This is a genomic window from Roseovarius salis (assembly GCF_044472985.1).
Taxonomy (GTDB): Bacteria; Pseudomonadota; Alphaproteobacteria; order Rhodobacterales; family Rhodobacteraceae; genus Roseovarius; species Roseovarius salis.
The window spans coordinates 1-20,652 of sequence record NZ_JBISDG010000008.1; the positions used below are offsets into that span (position 1 = coordinate 1).

At 67.8% G+C, this 20,652-nt stretch carries 18 protein-coding genes and 1 pseudogene; 9 read left to right on the top strand and 10 right to left on the bottom strand.

The window, feature by feature from the left end:
• The 9 genes and pseudogenes from ACH13J_RS04470 to ACH13J_RS04510 all read right to left on the bottom strand — a co-directional run.
• Positions 1 to 215: pseudogene (locus ACH13J_RS04470) on the bottom strand (DNA repair protein RadA); the annotation flags it as partial.
• A gap of 79 nt (positions 216 to 294) precedes the next feature.
• On the bottom strand, positions 295 to 732 hold the full coding sequence (locus tag ACH13J_RS04475) for a paraquat-inducible protein A (RefSeq protein ID WP_397542109.1): 438 nt from the start codon (positions 730 to 732) through the stop codon (positions 295 to 297).
• Positions 733 to 850: 118 nt separating this feature from the next.
• Complete coding sequence (locus tag ACH13J_RS04480; RefSeq protein WP_397542110.1) at positions 851 to 1,597, bottom strand: ATP-binding cassette domain-containing protein; 747 nt, start codon at positions 1,595 to 1,597, stop codon at positions 851 to 853.
• Positions 1,594 to 2,379 carry an ABC transporter permease gene (locus ACH13J_RS04485; RefSeq protein WP_397542111.1) on the bottom strand — a complete coding sequence of 262 codons (786 nt, stop codon included), beginning with the start codon at positions 2,377 to 2,379 and terminating at the stop codon, positions 1,594 to 1,596. Before ACH13J_RS04485 ends, ACH13J_RS04480 begins: the two co-directional genes overlap by 4 nt.
• Positions 2,376 to 3,413, bottom strand: a complete 1,038-nt coding sequence (alr, locus tag ACH13J_RS04490; RefSeq protein WP_397542112.1) for an alanine racemase — start codon at positions 3,411 to 3,413, stop codon at positions 2,376 to 2,378. Before alr ends, ACH13J_RS04485 begins: the two co-directional genes overlap by 4 nt.
• A 222-nt stretch (positions 3,414 to 3,635) precedes the next feature.
• Positions 3,636 to 5,129 carry a replicative DNA helicase gene (locus ACH13J_RS04495; RefSeq protein ID WP_397542113.1) on the bottom strand — a complete coding sequence of 498 codons (1,494 nt, stop codon included), beginning with the start codon at positions 5,127 to 5,129 and terminating at the stop codon, positions 3,636 to 3,638.
• A 220-nt stretch (positions 5,130 to 5,349) separates the two neighbouring features.
• A complete protein-coding gene (locus ACH13J_RS04500) occupies positions 5,350 to 6,024 on the bottom strand; it encodes an orotate phosphoribosyltransferase (protein ID WP_397542114.1) in 675 nt (224 codons plus the stop codon).
• Positions 6,025 to 6,055: 31 nt separating this feature from the next.
• Positions 6,056 to 7,096, bottom strand: a complete 1,041-nt coding sequence (gene pyrC, locus ACH13J_RS04505) for a dihydroorotase (RefSeq protein WP_397542115.1) — start codon at positions 7,094 to 7,096, stop codon at positions 6,056 to 6,058.
• A 53-nt stretch (positions 7,097 to 7,149) separates the two neighbouring features.
• The gene (locus ACH13J_RS04510) at positions 7,150 to 8,151 is read right to left on the bottom strand and encodes a phosphoadenosine phosphosulfate reductase (protein WP_397542116.1); all 1,002 of its coding nucleotides are present in this window, start codon (positions 8,149 to 8,151) and stop codon (positions 7,150 to 7,152) included.
• A 214-nt stretch (positions 8,152 to 8,365) separates the two neighbouring features.
• Here ACH13J_RS04510 and ACH13J_RS04515 point away from each other — a divergent pair, with 214 nt between their 5' ends.
• From ACH13J_RS04515 to ACH13J_RS04555, 9 genes are all read left to right on the top strand, one after another.
• Positions 8,366 to 9,274, top strand: coding sequence for an AAA family ATPase (locus ACH13J_RS04515; protein WP_397542117.1), 909 nt, complete (start codon positions 8,366 to 8,368; stop codon positions 9,272 to 9,274).
• A 59-nt stretch (positions 9,275 to 9,333) separates the two neighbouring features.
• Entirely contained in the window at positions 9,334 to 10,593 is a 1,260-nt protein-coding gene (locus tag ACH13J_RS04520; protein ID WP_397542118.1) for a VWA domain-containing protein, read from the top strand.
• Between the two features lie 103 nt (positions 10,594 to 10,696).
• Complete coding sequence (locus ACH13J_RS04525) at positions 10,697 to 12,409, top strand: OmpA family protein (protein WP_397542119.1); 1,713 nt, start codon at positions 10,697 to 10,699, stop codon at positions 12,407 to 12,409.
• Positions 12,410 to 12,569: 160 nt separating this feature from the next.
• On the top strand, positions 12,570 to 13,892 hold the full coding sequence (locus ACH13J_RS04530) for a nucleotide disphospho-sugar-binding domain-containing protein (protein WP_397542120.1): 1,323 nt from the start codon (positions 12,570 to 12,572) through the stop codon (positions 13,890 to 13,892).
• A 100-nt stretch (positions 13,893 to 13,992) separates the two neighbouring features.
• Positions 13,993 to 14,958 carry an XdhC family protein gene (locus tag ACH13J_RS04535; RefSeq protein WP_397542121.1) on the top strand — a complete coding sequence of 322 codons (966 nt, stop codon included), beginning with the start codon at positions 13,993 to 13,995 and terminating at the stop codon, positions 14,956 to 14,958.
• Positions 14,955 to 15,950 carry a molybdopterin-binding protein gene (locus ACH13J_RS04540; RefSeq protein WP_397542122.1) on the top strand — a complete coding sequence of 332 codons (996 nt, stop codon included), beginning with the start codon at positions 14,955 to 14,957 and terminating at the stop codon, positions 15,948 to 15,950. Before ACH13J_RS04535 ends, ACH13J_RS04540 begins: the two co-directional genes overlap by 4 nt.
• 82 nt (positions 15,951 to 16,032) lie before the next feature.
• Positions 16,033 to 16,518, top strand: a complete 486-nt coding sequence (locus ACH13J_RS04545) for a 2Fe-2S iron-sulfur cluster-binding protein (protein ID WP_397542123.1) — start codon at positions 16,033 to 16,035, stop codon at positions 16,516 to 16,518.
• A 94-nt stretch (positions 16,519 to 16,612) separates the two neighbouring features.
• Positions 16,613 to 18,976, top strand: coding sequence for a molybdopterin cofactor-binding domain-containing protein (locus ACH13J_RS04550; RefSeq protein ID WP_397542124.1), 2,364 nt, complete (start codon positions 16,613 to 16,615; stop codon positions 18,974 to 18,976).
• Positions 18,977 to 18,988: 12 nt separating this feature from the next.
• Entirely contained in the window at positions 18,989 to 19,774 is a 786-nt protein-coding gene (locus ACH13J_RS04555) for an FAD binding domain-containing protein (protein ID WP_397542125.1), read from the top strand.
• Between the two features lie 62 nt (positions 19,775 to 19,836).
• On the opposite strand, the gene ACH13J_RS04560 is transcribed toward ACH13J_RS04555, so the two are convergent.
• Positions 19,837 to 20,628, bottom strand: a complete 792-nt coding sequence (locus ACH13J_RS04560; protein ID WP_397542126.1) for a hypothetical protein — start codon at positions 20,626 to 20,628, stop codon at positions 19,837 to 19,839.
• Positions 20,629 to 20,652: the final 24 nt, after the last annotated feature.

Consider the following 20,652-nt stretch of genomic DNA (forward strand, 5'->3'; position numbering starts at 1 on the left):
GAGGCGGCCCGCGGCGGGGGCGGCTCCGACGCCGAGAGGCTGGACAAGGCGACGGGCGTGCCGCGCCGGCCGCCGAGCGTGGCTTTCGCGGGACCGGACGAGAGCGGGGCCTCCTGCACGATGGTGTTCCATTCCCCGCACGCATCGCAGCGGCCCGACCACTTGGAATGGACCGCGCCGCAGGAAGAGCAGGTGAAGGATGCCTGTTTCGCCATGCGACCTTAGTGCCGCTTGTGGGGGCTGCTGGCAAGACGCTCATCAGGCCCGGCCGGGCCTTCTTCGCGAGAAAGCCCGTCAGGGCTGCCGAGCGGCGCGCCCGGTGACGATCGAGATCGCCAGCGACGCAAGCACGCAGAAGGTGAACAGGTATAGCCCCCACGCGGTTTCCACCGTGGCCATGCCCACGCCCTTGACCACAACGATGTAGAGCGCGACGAGGAACACATCGGCCATCGCCAGCTTGCCCAGCAGGTAGAGCGCGGGCAGGGCGCGCGCCTCCAGCAGGCCGAAATGCGCCAGCGCCAGCCCGAGCGTCTTGGCGTAGGGGGCGAAGAGCGCAAAGAAGGTGACCAGAAGCGCAAGACCCGCATCCGTGCCCCAGAGCGCCTGCAGCCCCGATATGACCGAGATCTCGCTCAGCCCGAAGAGCGGCAGCATCCCGGCCCGCATCATCGGAGCGAACCAGGCGATCGGGAACAGGATCAGCAGGGCGAGGTTGGCGAGCTTGAGCATCGGAGTCCGCGGAAGTGGATGGCTGGCCGCACGATACTCGCACCCCGCAGGAGGGGTGCCAACCCGCCTTTTCCGCGGCACACGGCGCGCGAAACTAGCAGATTGCAGTCGCCGGGGGCTACCGCACCGCCTCGATCGGGCCTTCGGCGCTGCCGGTAATGAACTGTTCCAGATACGGGTCGCCGGAGTTGTCCATCTCGCCCACCGGCCCCGTCCACTGGATCACCCCGTCATGCAGCATCGCCACGTTGTCGGCGATGGCTCTTACGCTTGTCATGTCGTGGGTGATGGTCATGGCGGTCGCGCCCATCTCGGTCACGATCTCGCGGATCAGGTCGTTGATGACGCCGGACATGATCGGGTCGAGCCCGGTCGTCGGCTCGTCGAAAAAGATGATCTCGGGCTCGGCGGCGATGGCGCGCGCAAGGCCCACACGTTTCTGCATCCCGCCGGAGAGTTCGGCGGGGTAGAGCTCGGCATGCTCGCGCTTGAGTCCCACGCGGCGCATCTTCTCGACGGCGATCTCGCGCGCCTCCTCCTTCGGGCGCTTCAGCGAACCGCGCATCAGGCGGAAGGCCACGTTCTGCCAAACCGGCAGGCTGTCGAAGAGCGCGCCCCCCTGGAACAGCATGCCGAACCGGGCGAGGAAAGCATCGCGATCGCCCTTGGTGACATCCTTGCCGTCGAGCGTGATCAGCCCGCTGTCGGGGGTGACCAGCCCCAGGATGCACTTCAGCGCCACCGACTTGCCGGTGCCGGAGCCGCCGATGATGACCATCGACGTGCCGGACTCGATCCTCAGGTTCACCCCCCGAAGGACGCGGTTGGCGCCAAAGGCCTTGTGAACGTTGCAAAGCTCGATCATACCGAAAAGAACACGCTGGTGATCAGGAAGTTGGCCGCGAGGATCAGCACCGCCGCCGCCTCCACCGCCGATTTCGTGGCGCGGCCGACGCCCTGTGCGCCGCGCCCCGTGGTCATGCCGAAGTAGCAGCCGAGCAGCGTGGCGATGAAGCCGAAGGCGGCGCCCTTGACAAGGCTGGAGACCACGTCGAGCGTCTCGATGAAGTTGACGGTGTTCTGCAGGTAGGTGCCGGGGTTGAAGCCCAGGGTGCGCGTGCCGACGAGATAGCCGCCGAAGACGCCGATGACATCGCCGATGGCCACCAGCAGCGGCACCATCACCAGCCCGGCCAGCACGCGGGGCACGGTGAGGTATTTCATCGGGTGGGTGGACAGGGTCACCAGCGCGTCGATCTGCTCGGTCACGCGCATCGTGGCGATTTCGGCCGCGATGGATGAAGTGACGCGCGCGGCCACCATCAGCCCCACCATGACCGGTCCCAGTTCGCGCACCACGCCGATGGCGACGATCTGGGGCACCACGGCCTCGGCGTTGAAGCGGGCCCCGCCCGCGTAGATCTGCAGCGCCAGCGCCCCGCCGGTGAAAACCGCGGTGAGCCCGACGACCGGCAGGCTGAGATAGCCGACGTTGAACAGGCTCTGCCCCATTTCGCGCGCGTAAAATGGGGGGCGCGCGAAATGCGTCAGCGTCTGGACGGCGAAGATCGTGACCTGCCCGGCCAACCGCAGCGTGCCGAGCACCGCGCGGCCGATCGCCGCGAGAAAGGCGATGAGCCAGCTCATAGGCCCACGTAGCGGCGCGCGTAGCGCGGGCCGAGGGAGGTGAGGATCTCGTAACCGATCGTGCCCGCGTTCCCGGCGATGGTGTCGATCGACTGATGACGCCCCAGCAGTTCCAGCGAGTCGGGATCGCGGCCCAGCTCCGTGACGTCGACGCCGATGAGGTCCATCGATATGCGTCCCGCGACGGGACATTTCGCATCGCCTGCAAAGAGGTTGGTACACGGCCCCATGGCCCGGTGGATGCCGTCGCCGTACCCGGCCGATACGGTCGCGATCCGCGTATCGCGCTCGGCCAAGAAATCGTTGCCGTAGCCCACCGTCTCTCCCGCGGCGACGGTCCGGCACTGGATCACCGGCAACTCGAGCGCCGCCACCGGCCGCGCGTCCACGTAGGGGAGACCGCCATAGGTGCCGATACCCGGTCGCGTCATGTCGAAGTGGTACTCGGGCCCCATCAGCACCCCGCCGGTATTGGCCAGCGAACGCGGGATGCCCAGCCCGTCGGTCATCTCGCGGAAGGTTCGCAGCTGCCGCGCGTTCATCGGGTCATCGGGTGTGTCCGCGCAGGCGAGATGGCTCATCAGCAGGGTCGGCCCCTGCTCCAGCGCCACGTCCCGCACGGCGGCCCACTCGGCGGGTTCCATCCCAAGCCTGTTCATCCCCGAATCGAGCTGGACGCCGAAGGGATGGCCGGGCAGCGCCTCGACATGGCGGATCAGCTGGTCGATGGAGTTGATCATCGGGGTAAGCTCGGTGTCGCCGATCATCTCGGCATCGCCCGGCATGTGCCCGCCAAAGACGTTGATCGTGGGGCCGGGCCCGAGCGCCTGCCTCAGCGCCGCGCCCTCCTCGGCGATGGCCACGAAAAAGGTCCGCGCCCCTTCCTTGGCCAGTGCGCGCGCCACCTTGCCCACACCCAGCCCGTACGCATCGGACTTGACCACCGCGGCGGTCTCTGCCGCGGTCATGGAATCCAGCGCGCGCCAGTTTGCGCGCAGCTCTCCCAGGTCGATCGTCAGCGTCGCGTGTCCCATGGCCCGCGTTTTGACAGGATGGGCGAACGGGTCAAGCGGAAAGGCGCGCTCAGGGCGCGAGACGGGCGCGCAGGGCGCCCACGCAGACATCGCTGCTGTTCTCGGCGATCTTCTCGAATGTACTCAAGTTACCCGGCCCGGCAGGTCGTCCTCACAGACTGGCGCAGGACGGGCGGGCGATCAAGCCGGGGCGGGCGGATAGCGCAGGCGGGTGGTGCGGCCTCAGAACTCCGCGTCGCCGCCCTGCTGCCAGGGCTTCACGAGGTTGCCGAAGCGGGTGAACTTGCCCTCGAACGCCAGCTCGACCGTGCCGATGGGGCCGTGGCGCTGCTTGCCGATGATGACCTCGGCCTTGCCGTGCAGGCGTTCCATCCGTTCCTGCCAGGCGGCCATCTCTTCCAGCTTGTCCTCCGAGGGTTTTTCGCGCTCGACATAGTATTCCTCGCGGAAGACGAACATGACCACGTCCGCGTCCTGCTCGATCGAGCCGGATTCGCGCAGGTCCGACAGCTGCGGGCGCTTGTCGTCGCGCGCCTCGACCTGGCGCGAGAGCTGCGACAGCGCGATAACCGGAATGTCGAGCTCCTTGGCGATGGCCTTGAGCCCTTGCGTGATCTCCGACACCTCGTTCACCCTGCTTTCGCGGGACGAGCCGGGGCGCACCAGCTGGAGGTAGTCCACGATCAGCACGTCGAGCCCCTGTGACCGCTTGAGCCGGCGCGCCCGCGCGGCCAGCTGCGATATCGGCAGCGCTGGGGTGTCGTCGATGTAGAGCGGGCAGGATTCCAGCGTCTTGGCGGCGTCGACGAACTTGCGGAACTCCTGCTCAGTCATGTCGCCACGGCGGATGTTCTCCGACGGGATTTCCGAGGCTTCCGAGAGAACGCGCGCGGCGAGTTGCTCGGCGCTCATCTCGAGGCTGTAAAAGCCCACGACGCCGCCATCGACCGCGCCCTCGCTGCCGTCTGGCCGCGTGCCGCGTCGGTATGCCTTGGCGATGTTGAAGGCCATGTTCGTGGCCAGCGATGTCTTGCCCATCGAGGGGCGCCCCGCAAGGATCACGAGGTCGGACTTGTGCAGACCGCCCAGCTTGCGGTCCATGTCAACCAGCCCGGTGGATATGCCGGCCAGCCCGCCATCGCGCTGATAGGCGGCGTTGGCCACCTTTACCGCGTCGGTTACCGCGCTGAGAAAGCTCTGGAAGCCACGTTCGGCCTGTCCCTGGTCGGACAGGTTGTAAAGCTTCTGTTCGGCCTCGACGATCTGGTCGGACGGCTCGGTTTCGACATCGGCCTTCATTGCCTTGCCGGCGATCTCGTGGCCCAGCCCGATCAGTTCGCGACGGATGGCCATGTCGTGGATCATCTGCGCGTAATCACGGGCCGCGAACGCGCTGATCGCGGCGCCGGCCAGCCGCACGAGGTAGGCCGAGCCGCCGAGCGCCTGCAGCCCCTCGTCATCTTCGAGAAAGGCCTTGAGCGTGACGGGCGAGGCGAGGTTGCCCTTGGCGATGCGCGTCGCGGCGGTTTCGAAGATGCGGGCATGGACGGGGTCATAGAAATGCTGCGCCCCGATCAGGTTGGCCACCCGGTCATACACATCGTTGTTGGTCAGGATCGCACCCAGGAGCTGCTGCTCCGCCTCGATGGAATGCGGCATAGACTCCGATTCTGAAGCTTCAGCGCCCGAGGCGTTGAAGCTGGTCACCTTGTTCATAAAGTCCCCCGTTATGCCTGTGGGGTCTCGTCATACAGACGTCACGTCGTCACGCGCAACTTGTATGTTTCTGTGGAAAGGCTGTGGATCACCTATCCCGTCCAGATATTGGCGCATCAAGGGGCATTTCGTCAATATGTTGTGGCGGCGTTGCGTATCCACCGCCCCGGTGCATGGCAAATTGCCGTTGCTTCCCAATCCCTTGCGGGCGATACCGGGTCTATTTCCGGGCTGCCTGCCACCCGCGGGGGTCGTCGAGGAATCTCTGCACGCCGTCCAGCGTCGACTGGTCCAGCACGCCTTGGGCGCGCGCCTCGGCCAGCACGTCGTGCCACGTGCACAGGTGGTGCAGCGCAACGCCATGATCGCCCAGCGTTTTCTCCGTCTCCGGAAAGATCCCGTAGTAGAAGATCACCGCCGTGTGGGCGCAGGCCGCCCCGGTATCGCGGATGGCGTCGACGAAGGACAGCTTCGATCCGCCATCGGTGGTGAGGTCCTCGACCAGCAGGACACGCTGACCTTCCGCCATGACCCCCTCGATTCGCGCGTCCCGCCCATAGCCCTTGGGTTTTTTGCGCACGTAGGTCATGGGCAGGGCCATGCGCTCGGCCACCAACGCGGCAAAGGGAATGCCGGCCGTCTCGCCGCCCGCGACGCTGTCGAACGCCTCGAACCCCGCCTCGCGCATCACCGTGATGGTCAGAAAATCCATCAACGTGGCGCGGATGCGCGGGAACGAGATGAGCTTGCGGCAATCGATATAGGTGGGCGAGGGCAGGCCCGAGGCCAAGGTGAACGGCGCATCGGGGCGGAAATGCACGGCCTCGATTTCCAGCAGCATCCGGGCCGTCAGGCGGGCGATCTCGGTCTTGGGGGGGTAGGCGGAGGGAATCATCGTCGGCATCCTTGCGAACGGTGGCGCGGCGTCAGGTTACCCGCCAATGGAGCGGGAACCCGGGGTCGAACACGGTGACCGGCCCGTCATCCGTCCCGATCTTACCGGGGAGGGCCACCGGCGTGTCCGTCTTTTCCAGCGTGACGGTATCCCGGTTCACGGGCAGGCCGTAGAAAGCTGGGCCGTGGCGGGACGCGAAGCCTTCCAGCCGCTCCAGCGCGCCCTCTTCCTCGAAGACATGGGCAAGGATCGACAGCGTGTTGGTGGCAGTGAAGCAGCCGGCGCAGCCGCAGGCGGTTTCCTTGAGCGCGTCCACGTGGGGCGCGCTGTCGGTGCCGAGAAAGAAGCGCGCATCGCCAGAGGTGGCGGCGGCACGCAGGGCCAGGCGGTGCTCCTCGCGCTTGGCCACGGGCAGGCAGTAGTAGTGCGGCTTGATCCCGCCCACGAGGATATGGTTGCGGTTGATGACGAGGTGATGGGTGGTGATCGTCGCGCCGAGCCCCGCGTCATTGGCCAGCACGTAGTCGACGCCGTCTTTCGTGGTGATGTGTTCCATCACCACCCGCAGCCCCGGCGTGGCCCGGCGGACGGGGTCGAGGACGCGCTCGATGAACACCGCCTCGCGGTCGAAGATGTCCACCTCCGGGGCGGTCACCTCGCCATGCACGCAAAGGGGGATGCCGGCCTCGGCCATCGCCTCGAGCACGCCGCGTACCCGGTCGAAATCGCGCACGCCGGAGGCGGAGTTGGTGGTGGCGCCGGCGGGGTAGAGCTTGACCGCCGTCACGATGCCGTCGGCATGGGCCTGCACCACGTCGGCGGGGTCGGTGTCTTCGGTCAGGTAAAGCGTCATCAGCGGGGTGAAATCGCTGCCCTCGGGGCGGGCGGCGAGAATGCGGTCGCGGTAGGCGGCGGCCTCGGCGCCCGTCACGACGGGCGGCACGAGGTTGGGCATGATGATGGCGCGGCCGAAATGGCGCGCGCTTTCAGCGCATACCGCTTTCAGCACCGCGCCATCGCGCAGGTGCAGGTGCCAGTCATCGGGGCGGGTCAGCGTCAGGGTGCGGCTCATGCCGGCGCTTTACACAATCGTGCCGGCCGGGACCAGAGGGGACACGCGCCCTGTCAGCCCGGCGTCTCGCCGGGGGGCGCGTTCTGCCCCGCGTCACGCGCGGCCGCGGCGCCATCGCGGTGGGGCCGGGCGTTCAGGGCCGCCTCGGCCTCCCGCAGCGCCTTGCGGAACGGTCGGGCGTTTCGGCGTTCCAGAACGTTGCGGCACAACATCATGACAAGCCCGTGCCGGTCGCGCTGTTGCAGCTGCCGCAGCAGGTTGAACTGGTAGGCTGGGTTGGCGCGCCGCGTGCGCAGCAGGCGGGCACGGTTGCCGACGTTGAACTTGCCCGCGCTTATCTGCGCCAGCATCCGGTAGAGCACTTCCAGCTGCAGCAGCATCGTCTGCAGGTCCAGGCCAAAGAACCGCGCCCGGACCTTGGTGACGTTGGCACGCGTGAAAAGCGCGGCATGCATCGCGTCAAGCTCCTGCTCGGGGTCGTAGACGACATAGGCCTGCTCGGCCGCGTCCAGCATGTCGGGGGCATAGCCGAATCGGCTCGTGAAATCGGTGCGGCGCATGTGGCGGTAACGGTCGTCCCACTCGGCAACGCGGGGGTCGAGCGTCGCCTGCGGCTGAAGCGCGAGAACCCGCGCGCCGGGGCTTGCCACCGAAAACGCCGCGGCCGCGTACCCGCACGGGCCGGCGCCGTAGAACAGGACCTGGTCGAATTCCTCGAAGAAACCGTCGTCGATCAGCCGGTCGAAGAACCCGTACACGTGCCGGTCGCGGAACCATGTATCGCCCTGCGACACGAGGCAGAGATGCGACCAGCCAAGCGCATCGCGCATCTGCCATCCAAGCGGGTGCCCCGCCTCCGATCTTTCCTGGATCGAGCCGTAGCTCTCGAACGTGACCAGAAGGACCGGCTTGTGCTCGACGAACACGGCCGCGTGCCGGCTGCCGAGGGGCTCGGCGAACCCGTCCTCGCCGGCGACATCGTGCAGCCGTTCGCGCCAGTCATCCCATCCCAGACCGCCCAGATCCGCTTCCGTCACGTTCAGACTGTCCTGCATGCTGCCCGGCCTCGTGACCTGTCTCGCTCGAACCGCCCGGGGTTTCCCCGCGGCTTTCGGGCAGGACCTACGGGCGAAGTTGGGCGGAAATTTGGAAAATCCAAGGGCATTCGCGGCGATACGGCGGCGCCGTGATGCCATCCGCCCTTGCCCCGTCTCCCTTGACGGGCAGGGGGCCGCGGTGCAGGAAGGAACGATCAGGGGGGTAGGGGTGATGACGAGCCTTTCTTCGATCGACGACGTGCAAACCATGCTGGCCGCGCAGGATTACGTGTGCGGCCGCGCGCTCGGCACCGTTGTGTACCTTTCCCTGACACTGGGTCGTCCGCTTTTCCTGGAGGGCGAGGCAGGCACGGGCAAGACCGAGATCGCCAAGGCGCTGGCGGCGGGTCTGGGCCGCCGCCTGATCCGCCTGCAGTGCTACGAGGGGCTCGACGCCGCCTCGGCTGTATACGAGTGGAACTTCGCCGAGCAGATGATCGCGATCCGTGCGGCCGAGGCGGCCGGCGGGGTTGACCGCGAGCGGCTCACCCACGAGCTGTTCACCGAGGAGTTCCTGATCGCCCGCCCGCTGCTGGAGGCGATGCGCCCGCAGCAAGGCGGGCCGCCGGTGTTGCTCATCGACGAACTCGACCGCACCGACGAGCCGTTCGAGGCGTTTCTCCTCGAGGCGCTCAGCGACTTCCAGGTCACCATTCCCGAGCTGGGCACCATCCGCGCGCCCGAGCCGCCGATCGTCATCCTCACCTCCAACAGAACCCGCGAGGTGCATGACGCGCTCAAGCGCCGCTGCCTCTATCACTGGGTGGACTACCCCGGCTTCGAGCGCGAGATGGAAATCCTGAACGCCCGCGCCCCCGCGGCCGCAGAGGCGCTCAGCCGCGAGGTGGTCGCCTTCGTGCAGCGCCTGCGCACCGAGGACCTGTTCAAGAAGCCGGGCGTCGCCGAGACCATCGACTGGGCCAAGTGCCTGCTGGCGCTCGACGTTCTCGAACTTTCGCCCGAGGTCATCGCCGATACCCTTGGCGCGATCCTGAAATACCAGGACGATATCCAGAAGCTTCAAGGGTCGGAAGCCAAGCGCATCCTCGACGAGGCGCGCGCCTCGCTGGAGCCGGCCTGATGCTTCATCTTGCCGGAAATACTCTGGGGGTCTGGGGGTGAAACCCCCAGGCGCGAGACATGACCGAAGCCGCCCCGCTCGATCTGCCTGACAATCCGCGCCTTGCGCGCAACATCACCCATTTCGCCCGCGCCCTGCGCAAGGCCGGGTTGCCGGCCGGGCCGGGGCGGGTCGTTGACGCGATCCGGGCGGTGGAGGCGGCGGGCTTCACCTCGCGGAACGACTTCTTCTACACGCTGCGCGCCTGTTTCACCGCGCGGCCGGAACACCGCGCCGTCTTTGCCCAGCTGTTCCGCCTCTACTGGCGCGATCCCCGCTACGTGGAACACATGATGGCCATGATGCTGCCGGCCCTGCGCGGCGTCCAGCAGGAGCACGCGGCGCAGCCCGCGGAAAAACGCGCGGCCGAGGCCCTGCTCGACGGTGTGGAGCGCGAGGCGCCCGTGCCGGAGGCCGGGGAACACGACGAGGAGACGCAGATAGAGGTTGACGCCTCGCTCACCATGTCCGCCGAGGAGCGGCTCAGGACCCTCGATTTCGAACAGATGAGCACGGCCGAGATCGACAAGGCCAAGCGCATGCTGGCCCGCCTGACCCTGCCGGTCAAACCGCTGGCATCGCGCCGCGGACAGGCCAGCCATCTGGGGCCCCGGGTCGATGCGCGCCGGACCCTGCGCGCCGCGATGCGCCGCGGCGGCGAGATGCGCCGGATCCACATGGCACGCCCCCGCCCGCGCTGGCCCAACCTCGTCGTGCTGTGCGACATCTCGGGCTCGATGAGCCAATACAGCCGGATGGTGCTGCATTTCCTGCACGCGGTTGCCAATCACAAGGGCGCCGGCTGGGCGCGCGTGCATGCCTTCACCTTCGGCACGCAGCTGACCAACATCACGCGCCATCTGGCCACGCGGGACGTGGACGTGGCGCTGGCGGCGGCGGGACGCGAGGCGCAGGACTGGGAGGGCGGCACGCGGATCGGCACCTGCCTGCACGCCTTCAACCGGGACTGGTCGCGCCGGGTGACGGGGCAGGGCGCGGTGGTGCTGCTGATCACCGACGGTCTCGATCGCGACGATGCGGCCAGCCTTTCGCACGAGATGGAGCGGCTGCATCTTTCCGCCCGCCGGCTCATCTGGCTCAACCCGTTGCTCAGATGGGATGAATTCGCCCCGAAGGCGCAGGGTATCAAGGCCATGCTCCCGCATGTCGACAGTTTTCGTGCCGGCCATTCGATCGCCACGCTGGAAGAGCTGGCCGAGGCGATCTCGCGGCCGGACGACATGGGCGAAAAGGCCCGCCTCATGGCGGGAATCCGCTGACAGGACGTCTGCCGGTTCCTCGGCGGCGTGTGTCCTCCCCATATCGGCTGCAAGCGCGCCCACACCCAGGCGGCGTCGCGAACTGCAGATTGGAGGTCACCGGATGACACGCGGAAAGTTCAAGTCCACGACGGCGATATTGCTGGCGGCAAGCCTTGCCCTGCCGCAGCCGGCCCTTGCCCAGTCGGGCAACCTGTCCGCCGGCGACCGGCTTGCCCAGCAGGGCCAGGGCAACCAGAACCGGCAAGAAAAGAACGAGGACAAGCGGAACAACGGCCTGAGCGTCGAGGAGGTGCAGGAGCGGCTCGAGGAACAGGCCGGATCGGCGGCAGAGGCGCTCGGCCTCGGTAATGGAAAAGAGGGCGGTCAGTGGAGCGGCAACGGCCAGGGGCGGAACGAAAACCCGCAAAATGGGCGCGCCAACTTTGGCCGGCAGGGCGACGACACTGCCGAGCGCCGGCAAAAACAGGCCGGCGAGCGTCGTGAGACGCAAGGCAGAAACACCGAAGCGGGCCGTCAGAACCGGTCGTCGCAGGACAACCGCCAGCAGGCGACGGGAACGGACGACGACGGCGGCCTGCAGAGCGTGATCGAGGAACAGGCCAACGAGCTGCGCGACGCGCTCGGCGGCGACGGCAATGCCGGAAACGGACGTAGCGTCGGGGCCGACCAGAAACAGCAGGCCCGCCAGAAGGCGGAACGGGATGATCCCGGCCGCCTGAGCGCGCAGGAGCAGGCGCGGCGGGCCGCGCAGGCCGCCGCCGAAGCGCTGGGCGCGGCCGCGCTCACCGGGCAGGGCGAGGTGATCGACCGCTCACGCACTACAGTGTCGGACTCCGAGGCCCGCTCCTCGGCGGAGGCGTTCGGCACCGATGTGCGGGGGCGTCAGCGCCAGAACCGCGCCGCCGCGCAGGGTGACGATGATGACGGCCTTCTCAAGGCGCTTGGCGCGATCGCCGTGGCCGGGATCGGAACCTATGCCGTGGGGCAGATGCTCGATGGCGGGGGGCAGGTCGTTGCCAATACCGGCGACCGTGTCGTTGTCGAGAACGACGGCCATTACCGCGTGATCAAGGATGAAAGCGCGCTGCTGCGCCGCCCCGGCAACGAGGTCGCGCGGGAAACGTTCGCCGACGGCTCGGTGCGCACGATCGTCACCGCCCGGGACGGTTCGCAGACGATCACCGTGCGCGCACCGGACGGACGGGTTCTGCGGCGGGTCCTGCGCTACCCCGACGGCCGGCAGGTCGTGCTGATCGACGACACGCGGACCCCTGCCGAGGTCGACGTGTCGGCACTGTCGCGGTCCCGCGCGGGTTCTTACGACTACAACAATGCCGGTTCGGACGAGTTGCGCGCGGCGCTTCGGGCGGCCCAGACATCCGCGCCGAACCGGGCGTTCTCGCTCTACCAGATCCGGCAGATCGATGTCGTGCGCTACCAGGTGCCGGTGATCTCCCTCGACGCGATCAACTTCGAGACGGACTCGGCCGTGATCCAGCCCAGGGAGGCCGAGGAGTTGGCGGCGCTCGGCAACGCCATGCGGGATGCGATCGACCGCGACCCCCGGCAGGTTTTCCTGATCGAGGGGCACACCGATACCGTGGGTAGCGCGGCCTATAACCTGGCCTTGTCTGACCGCAGGGCCGAATCGGTGGCGCTGGCGCTGACCGAGTATTTCGATGTGCCCCCCGCCAACATGATCGTTCAGGGCTACGGCGAAACGGACCTCAAGGTGGAACGCTACGGCGATATCCGGGCGAACCGTCGCGCCGCGGTACGCAATATCACGCCGCTGCTGAACGGCGGCGGCTGACCCGGTCGGCGGCAAACGCGCGGTTTCGTTCGGGCCGCCCCCCTTGCAAAGGGGGGCGGCCTGTTGTCATCTGGGCGATGAGCGCGTCGCGTCTGCCGGGGTTGTGCGCCCTCCCGGTGCCGCGAAGGGCAGCCTGCGAAGAGCAAGACGCCGGAGCAGCATGGAAAAGGCCCGCATCCTCATCATGTGCTACGGCACGCGCGGCGACGTCGAGCCTTATGTCGCTCTCGCCCTTGGCCTCGGGGCGCGCGGGCACGAGGTCACGCTTGCGACGGCCCGGCAGTTCGGGGATTGGGTGGCCTCTTTCGGCGTGGCATTCGCGCCGCTCACGGATGACGCGATCGACCTGATACACAGCTCCGACGGCAAGGCGCTGGTCGAGGGGGCGGGCGGGCTGGTCCGTCGGGTGACGGCAGGGGGGCGCGTGGCGCGCGTCGCGCGCCGGGCGGGCGAGCAGCTGATCCGGGATGCGCTGGCGGTGGCCGAAACCGCCGACCCCGACCTGATCGTCTATCACCCCAAGGTGACGGCGGCGCCCCACATCGCGGAGGGCACAGGTCGCCCGGCCGTGATGGGGCTCTTGCAGCCGATCGTGCTGCCGACCGAGGCGTTTCCGCCTACCGGCCTGCCGCCGCTGTCGGTGCCCGGCTACAACCGGCTGGCCTACAGGCTGGTCTCGGCGTCCTACGCGCCGTTCCGAAAGGCCGTGAACCGTTTTCGCGACGAGGTTTACGGGCTGCCGCCCATATGCAGCGGGCACGAGGTCATCCTGCCCCCCGGCGCGGGGCTCATACCCATTCTGCATGCCGTCAGCCCGGCGGTCATACCGCGCCCGCCCGACTGGCCCGCGCATGCCTGCCTGACGGGCTATTGGCAACTGCCGCAGGATGATCGCTTCGAGCCACCCGCGGCGCTGAGCCGGTTTTTGTCCGAAGGGCCGGCGCCCGTTTACGTGGGGTTCGGCAGCATGGTGAGCGAGAACCCCGCGAAGCTGAGGCGCACCGTGACGGAGGCGCTGCGCCTTGCCGGGGTGCGCGGTGTGGTGGCCTCCGGCTGGGCGGGGTTCGAGGAAGGCGAGCGTGACGGCATGATCGTGATCCCTCCCGTGCCGCATGCATGGTTGTTTCCCCGGATGGCCGCGTTGGTTCACCATGGCGGCGCCGGAACCAGCGCCAGCGGGTTCGCCGCCGGAACGCCCTGCGTGATCTGCCCCTTCTTCGGGGATCAGCCCGGCTGGGCGCGGCGCAGCGTGGATCTCGGGGTGGGGGCCCGGCCGGTGCCGCGCAAGACGCTCGATCCCGAAAGCCTCGCGGCGTCGATCCGCGAGGCTGTGACCGACCCGCGGCTGAAGGCGAACGCGCGGGGGCTGGCGGACCGTCTGGCACGCGAGGATGGGGTCGCAACCGCCGCCGAGCTTATCGAGGCGCGTCTCGGCGGCGGACACGCGCCCGACACGCCGATCCCCGACAGGCCCCCGGCCTGAGGCGGGCGCGCCGCGCGCGATTTCGATTTGTGCACCCGCCGCCGCCGCACCATATTGTTGGCAGGTTCGCAGGCATTGCGGGCAAGGCCGGAGATAGCGCATGGACCGTTTCGACAACATTCCCGAAACCGCGCTGGCGTGGCACCGAGCGGGCAAGGGCGCGGCGCTGGCAACGGTGGTGGAGACATGGGGCAGCGCGCCGCGCCGGGTGGGCAGCCAGCTGGCGATATCGGGCGAGGCCGAGATCGCGGGCTCTGTCTCCGGCGGCTGCGTGGAGGGCGCGGTGGTGGCCGAGGCGCTCGACGCGATCGAGGAGGGCAGGCCGCTGATGCTTGAATACGGCGTCAGCGATGACGACGCGTTCGCCGTGGGGCTCGCCTGTGGCGGCACGATCCGCGTTCTGGTGGAACCCGTGGGGTCCGTCATGCCCGAGAAACTGCTCGAAGAGCTGGTCATCGCGCGTCAAGGGCGTGTGCCGGTCGCCTATGTCACCGGGCTGAACGTCGACCGGAAACTGCTGCGCGCGGGCCATGAACGAAGGTTCAGGATGGACCGTTCGGGATTCGAGGAGGACGGCGAGACGTTCATCGCCATCCACAACCCGCCCCTGAGGCTGATCATCGTCGGCGCCGTGCACATCGCGCAGGCGCTGGTGCCGATGGCCCGGATCGCGGGATACGACCCGGTACTGGTTGACCCGCGCGAAAGCTTTGCCAGCGAAGGCCGTTTTCCCGGCGAGACGGTCCTGCAGGACTGGCCGGACGAGGGCTTGCGCGCCATCGGGATGGATGGCCGCACGGCGCTGGTGCTGCTGACACACGACCCCAAGCTCGATGATCCCGCGCTTGTCGAGGCGGTCGGATCGGACGTGTTCTACATCGGCGCCCTCGGCTCCACGCGCACCCATGCCAAGCGCGTCGAACGCCTCCGCCAGCGCGGACTTGACGATGACCAGATCGCGCGCATCCACGCGCCGGTGGGCCTCGACATCGGGGCGGCGGGCCCTGCCGAGATCGCCGTCTCGATCCTGGCCGAGATGACGCAGGTTCTGAGGCGCGGCGCATGAAATTCGGCAACGTGCCCGTCGCACAGGCCGAGGGAACCCTGCTTGCCCATTCGCTCAGGCTGGCGGGGGGGAAACTGCGCAAGGGGCACCGGCTGGGCGCGGCCGATATCGCGGCGCTGTCGGATGCCGGTTACGAGGAGGTGACCGTGGCACGGCCCGGGCCGGGCGACCTTCTGGAAAACGACGCGGCCGAGACGCTGGCGCGGGCGATACACGACGGGGCCACGGGCCTGCGGCTGTCGCAATCCTTTACCGGCCGGGTCAACCTGCTGGCCGAGGGGCCGGGCGTGGTGCTGGTAGAGGCTGCGCGCATCACCGGCGCCAATTCCGTCGACCCGATGATCACCGTGGCCACGGTGCCCCCCTATCGCCAGATTCACGCCGACGGCATGGTGGCCACGATCAAGATCATATCCTACGCCGTGCCGCGCGACGCGGTGACAAGGGCGGCCGTCGCCGCGCGGGGGGCGATCCGGCTCGCTGCGCCGGTGCACCAGAGCGCAACGCTGATCGTCACCGACATCCCCGGCGGGCCCGGCCGCAAGGGCGTGGACGCGATCGCCACGCGGCTTGAGGGGCTTGGGATGACGCTGGCGGAGACGGTGACCGTTGCCCACCAAGAGGACGCGCTGGCGCGGACGGTGGCGGCTGCAGCCGGTGACATCGTGCTGATCCTGACCGGATCGGCCACCTCCGACCCGGCAGACACCGCCCCGGCGGCGCTGCGGCGTGCCGGGGGCAGGGTGGAACGTTTCGGCATGCCGGTGGACCCGGGGAACCTGCTGTTTCTGGGGGAAATCGGCCCCAAACCGGTCATCGGGCTGCCCAACAGCGCCCGCTCGCCCGTGTTGCACGGGGCGGACTGGGTGCTGTCGCGCGTTGCCTGTGGGCTGACGGTCACCAGCGCGGACATCGCGGCCATGGGGGTGGGCGGGCTGCTCAAGGAAATTCCGACCCGTCCGCAACCCCGGCAGGACCGCCGAAAGAGTTGAATGCGAAAAACATTCTTCTCAACTTGGCGGGGTCGTGTTTAACTCCGGAGGAGTGGACAAAAACCGATTTGGGAGGAGCCTCATGCCACAGGTCAGCATGACCGTGAACGGCAAGCCCGCGTCCGGCGAGATCGAAGGCCGCACGCTGCTTGTCGACTTTCTCAGGGAAACACTTGGGCTGACGGGCACGCATGTCGGATGCGACACCAGCCAGTGCGGCGCCTGCGTGGTTCATGTCGATGGCAAGGACGTGAAAGCATGCACCATGTTCGCCGCCGAGTGCGAGGGGTCGGAGGTGACCACGATCGAAGGCATGGCCCAGCCCGACGGTTCGCTCGGGACGGTTCAGCAGGCGTTCCAGGACCATCACGGCCTGCAATGCGGGTTCTGCACGCCGGGTATGGTGATGACGGCCGCCGCGCTTCTGGAGAAGAACCCCGACCCGACCGAGGCCGAGATCCGTGATTACCTCGAGGGCAATATCTGCCGCTGCACCGGCTATCACAACATCGTCAAGGCAGTCATGGCCGCGGCCGGCCAGGACGTCTCGAAGATCGCCGCGGAATGATCGCGTAACGCTCATCGAGCCCTCTTGCGGGCTCTCTTCGCGAAGAGGTCCGAAAGGACCGATGAGCGCACGGAGGAAACAGGGAGGACAGACCATGCCCAAGGACGGCAGGATAGGCGCCGGCACCAAGCGGCGCGAGGACGTGCGGTTTCTCAGCGGAACCGGGAACTACACCGACGACATCAACGTGCGCGGGCAGGCCTACGTGCATTTCCTGCGCTCGGATGTCGCCCATGGAAGGATCAACGGCATCGACACCTCCGAGGCGGAGGCGATGCCGGGGGTGATCCGTGTCTTTACCGGGGACGATTTTGCCGACGTGGGCGGCATCCCCTGCGGCTGGCAGGTCAGCGACAAGCACGGTCAGCCCATGCAGGAGCCCAAGCACCCGGTGCTGGCGCAGGGCAAGGTGCGCCACGTGGGGGACCCGATCGCCGCGGTCGTGGCCGAAACGCGCGAGCAGGCCCGCGACGCGGCCGAGGCCATCATGGCCGATATCGACGAGTTGCCTGCCGTGATGGACATGAAGGCCGCGCTGGCGGACGGCGCGCCGAAGGTGCATGACGATCTGACATCGAACCTGTGCTACGACTGGGGGTTCGTCGAGGAGAACAAGGCCGCCGTCGATGAGGCGATCGAGACCGCCGCGCACGTGACGACGCTGGAGCTGGTCAACCAGCGCCTTGTGGCCAACCCGATGGAGCCGCGCGTGGCCGTGGGCGATTATGCCCGCGCGGGTGACGAGAGCACGCTCTACACCACGTCGCAGAACCCGCACGTCATCCGGCTGCTGATGGGCGCGTTCGTGCTGGGGATTCCCGAGCACAAGCTCAAGGTCGTGGCGCCGGATGTGGGCGGCGGCTTCGGCTCCAAGATCTTCCACTATGCCGAGGAGGCCTTCTGCACCTTCGCGGCGAAGGCGCTCAACCGCCCGGTGAAATGGACCTGTACACGGTCCGAGGCGTTCATTTCGGATGCGCAGGGCCGCGACCACGTCACCCGGATCGAGCTGGCGCTGGACGCCGACAACAACTTCACCGCGATCCGCACCGAGACCCATGCCAACATGGGCGCCTACCTGTCGACATTCGCGCCGTCGGTGCCCACCTACCTGCACGGCACTTTGATGGCGGGCAACTACAAGACCCCCAATATCTACGTGAACGTCAAGGCGGTGTTCACCAATACCGTACCGGTCGATGCCTATCGCGGTGCCGGGCGGCCCGAGGCCACGTACCAGCTGGAACGCGTGATCGACAAGGCCGCGCGCGAGCTGGGCGTCGATCCGATCGCGCTGAGGCGCCAGAACTTCGTCACCGAGTTTCCCTATGCCACGCCGGTGGCCGTGGAATACGACACCGGCGACTACGTGGCGACAATGGACAAGCTGGAGGAAATCGCCGACATCAAGGGCTTCGCCGCGCGGCGCGCGGAAAGCGAGAAGAACGGCAAGCTGCGGGGGTTGGGCGTGAACTGCTATATCGAGGCCTGCGGCATCGCGCCGTCAAACCTCGTGGGGGCCCTCGGCGCGCGCGCGGGGCTTTATGATGCGGCCACCGTGCGGGTGAACGCCACCGGCTCGATCTCGGTCATGGTGGGGGCGCATTCCCACGGGCAGGGTCACGAAACCGCCTTTCCGCAGGTGGTGGCCGAGATGCTGGGGATCGACCCGTCCATGATCGACATCGTGCACGGGGACACCTCGAAGATCCCGTTCGGCATGGGCACCTATGGCTCGCGCAGCCTGTCGGTCTGCGGCTCGGCAATGGTGCGCGCGACCGAGAAGATCATCAACAAGGCCAAGAAGATCGCCGCGCACCTGCTGGAGGCCAGCGAGGCCGACATCGAGCTCAAGGACGGCCAGTTCACCGTCGCGGGCACCGACAAGTCGGTGGCCTGGGGTGACGTGACGCTGGCGGCCTACGTGCCGCACAACTACCCGCTGGACGAGATCGAGCCGGGGTTGGAGGAAACGGCCTTCTACGACCCGGCCAACTTCACCTACCCGGCGGGGGCCTATGCCTGCGAGGTTGAGGTCGACCCCGAGACCGGCAAGGTGACGGTGGAACGCTTTGCCGCGGCGGACGATTTCGGCAACATCATCAACCCCATGATCGTCGACGGGCAGGTGCATGGCGGCATCGGGCAGGGCATCGGGCAGGCGCTGCTGGAAAACTGTGTCTATGACGAGAACGGCCAGCTGCTGACCGGGTCCTACATGGATTACGCCATGCCGCGCGCCGACGATGTGCCGTTCTACGCCGTCGACCATTCCTGCCAGACGCCGTGCACGCATAACCCGCTCGGCGTGAAGGGCTGCGGCGAGGCCGGGGCCATCGGGTCGCCGCCCACGGTTGTCAACGCGGTGATCGACGCGCTGCAATCGGGCGGTCACAAGGTGGATCATATCGACATGCCGGTCTCGCCGTCGCGGGTCTGGGAAGCGATGCAAGGGTAAGGAGCAGGACCGATGTACGCATTCGATTTGGAACGCCCCGCGACCGTGGCTGACGTCGTCAAGGCGCTGGCCGAGGAGGACGCGCAGCCGCTTGGCGGCGGGCAGACGCTGATCCCGACGCTGAAACAGCGCCTTGCAATGCCGTCCAAGCTGGTCAGCCTCGGCGGCGTAGATGAAATCAAGGGGATATGTCTCGACGATGACGGCCGTGTCTGCATCGGGGCGGCCACCACCCATGCCGAGGTCGCCGCGCAGGAGCACTATCCCACGCTGGCGCATCTGGCTGGTAATATCGGCGACCCTGCCGTGCGCAACCGGGGGACCATCGGCGGCAGCCTGGCCAACAACGACCCTTCCGCCTGCTACCCGGCGGCGGCTCTGGCCTCGAACGCCACGATCGTCACCAACAGCCGGGAGATCGCGGCGGATGACTATTTCCAGGGCATGTTCGAGACCGCGCTGGAGGAAGGCGAGCTCATAACCGAGGTGAAGATACCGGTGCCGGAGGCGGCTGCTTACATGAAGTTCGAGCAGCCCGCCTCGCGCTTCGCGCTCGTGGGGGCCTTCGTGGCAAGGTTTTCCGACGGGGTGCGGGTGGCGATCACCGGCGCGTCGAACGACGGTGTTTTCCGCTGGTCAGAGGCCGAGGCGGCACTTGGCTCGGACTTCTCCTCCGGCGCTGTCGAAGGGCTCACGCTGGACGGCTCCGGCATGATCTCGGACGTGCATGGCTCAGGGGCCTACCGCGCCCATCTCGCCGGGGTGATGACGCGGCGGGCGGTCGCGGCCGCGGGCTGAAACCAGCTGGCAGCGGCCTCCCCGCCCCCGGTGACGGGGGGCGGGGAGGCGGGCCAGGGCCCCTAGCAGCCGAGGTGGCCATCCACCTCCAGCGGTTCGAGTATCAGGGTGCGCGCGCCGTCGTGGGCTTTCGGGCTCCATTCGCCCTTTGCGCCCTGTCCGGCCCACCCCCACTGGCCGCCGCGTACCGCGCCCGTTTTCGACAGCACATCGAAGTTGAACCAGCCGGTGCGCGATCCGTTGGTGAAATGACCGACGAACCCGTTGCCGTCCCACATGCCGGCGATCACGCCCTTGTCCGCGTATGCCCCCAGAAGGAACAGGTCGCGTGATGTCAGTTCGAGCATCCCGAAGCGGCTCTGGTAGAGGCCGTCGAGGATTGCCCGGTCTTGCGGCAACGTCCGGGTGAGCGCGCCGTTCCGGCTGAAATTGCTCAGCCGGTCGGGGGCGGGGCCGGTGCGGCGCCCGGTCCATTCGCCATCGGGCGGGCTGTCGTGCCACGCCCAAAGGCCGCCGAAGCGGTCGCGCCGGTTCCCCTTGAGCACGAACTGGAAGCTGCCGTTACGCTCCCCGTTGGTGAAGACACCCGCGGCGCATCGCCCGGCGTCGATGATACGGCCAACGAGGATGCCGCGATCGGCGTAATCCCCGATGATATAATCGAAACCGTTCTGCCGGATCTGGTGTATCCGCAATTCTCCGAAGCTGCTCTGCCATCGCCCCGAGAACGGCTCGACCGGAGCGGGCGGCGCGGCGTTCTGTACCTGCGAGGTCGCGTTGGCATCGCCAACGGCAAGCATGGCGAGCGCAAGGACCCCCGCGGTAAACAAGGCAGACATGGTTCGACGTGGCATCGGGACCTCCGTTTCACATGGGCA